Origin of the sequence: Vibrio sp. 1641 (assembly GCF_033339995.1) — a bacterium.
GTDB classification, from domain to species: Bacteria; Pseudomonadota; Gammaproteobacteria; order Enterobacterales; family Vibrionaceae; genus Vibrio; species Vibrio alginolyticus.
Genome location: NZ_JAWOVP010000060.1, coordinates 1 through 1,010 on the forward strand (window position 1 = coordinate 1; position 1,010 = coordinate 1,010).

Here is a 1,010-nt window from a genome sequence, read left to right on the forward strand (position 1 = left end):
ACAATTAGCAGAGAAAGTAAATAACCACCATAGCTACTCACAAAGCATTCTCTCAGGAAGCCTCGCTCTTATTTTGATGACATTGCCGTGTTTGGTGCTCTTAATCGCTCTAAAGCCTTTAGTTTGGCAAGAGCCTCTGTACGAACTTGCCTTGTTACTATTAGCGTTAGATTGGCGAAGTTGCGAAGCCCTCACCAAACAACTTGCCCTCGCCTTGTCGCGTGAGGATAAAACGCGCTGTCGCGAGCTACTCAAGCCTTTTGTGAATCGTGATACCGAAACGTTGTCGCTTGTCGGTATAGGTAAAGCCGGAGCTGAAACCATCATTATGGGCTTTGGTCGCAATGTAGTGTGTGTACTGTTTTGGTATGCCATCGCAGGTGGGATTGGTGCGCTCATGTACCGCTTAACCATGGAGCTAGCACGAGCTTGGTCTCCTAGCCGTCGTCAGTATGCGCCATTTGGGAAACCAGCCATTCAAATCGTTGCCGTTTTAGAATTCATTCCATTAAGATTATTTGCCCTACTGTTGCTTGCTGGTCACAATATGTCCGCAGTGCTTAATGGACTCAAACAACAAGTGAAATCTTGGCCATTGCCAGGGCCTGCTTGGTTGCTGTGTACTATCGGCAATAAGTTCCAGCTTTCGTTAGGAGGCCCAGCTCTATACCAAGGCGTCAGAGCAGAACGCACCAAGATTGGTGGACGCATTGTGCCTTCTGCTATTCATCTTGCACAAATCCAAATTTTGCTGGTTTGGCGCATCTTTGCTTGGATTGTGATTCAAAGCTTTATTCTAGGACTGATTTATCAAGGATTATGATGAACAAAATTTGCCTATCCCTCCCCCTTTTCTTCTCCTCTCTTACGATGGCGAACGAACCCGTTGAACGAGTGATCAGTTTAGCGCCTCACGCCACAGAGATTGCTTATGCTGCTGGCTTAGGTGACAAACTGATCGCTGTGAGCGAGATGAGTGATTATCCGAAGGAAGCTGGTGAACTGGAGAA

At 46.9% G+C, this 1,010-nt stretch carries 1 protein-coding gene and 1 pseudogene; both read left to right on the forward strand.

All coding sequences use genetic code 11. From position 1 onward, the window contains the following. On the forward strand, nt 1–823 hold an 823-nt coding region (locus R7Z47_RS24145), incomplete at its 5' end, for a cobalamin biosynthesis family protein (protein ID WP_318130674.1). Beyond that, nucleotides 823–1,010 (forward strand): annotated as a pseudogene (locus tag R7Z47_RS24150) (cobalamin-binding protein); the annotation flags it as partial. The gene R7Z47_RS24145 and the pseudogene R7Z47_RS24150, both read left to right, overlap by 1 nt.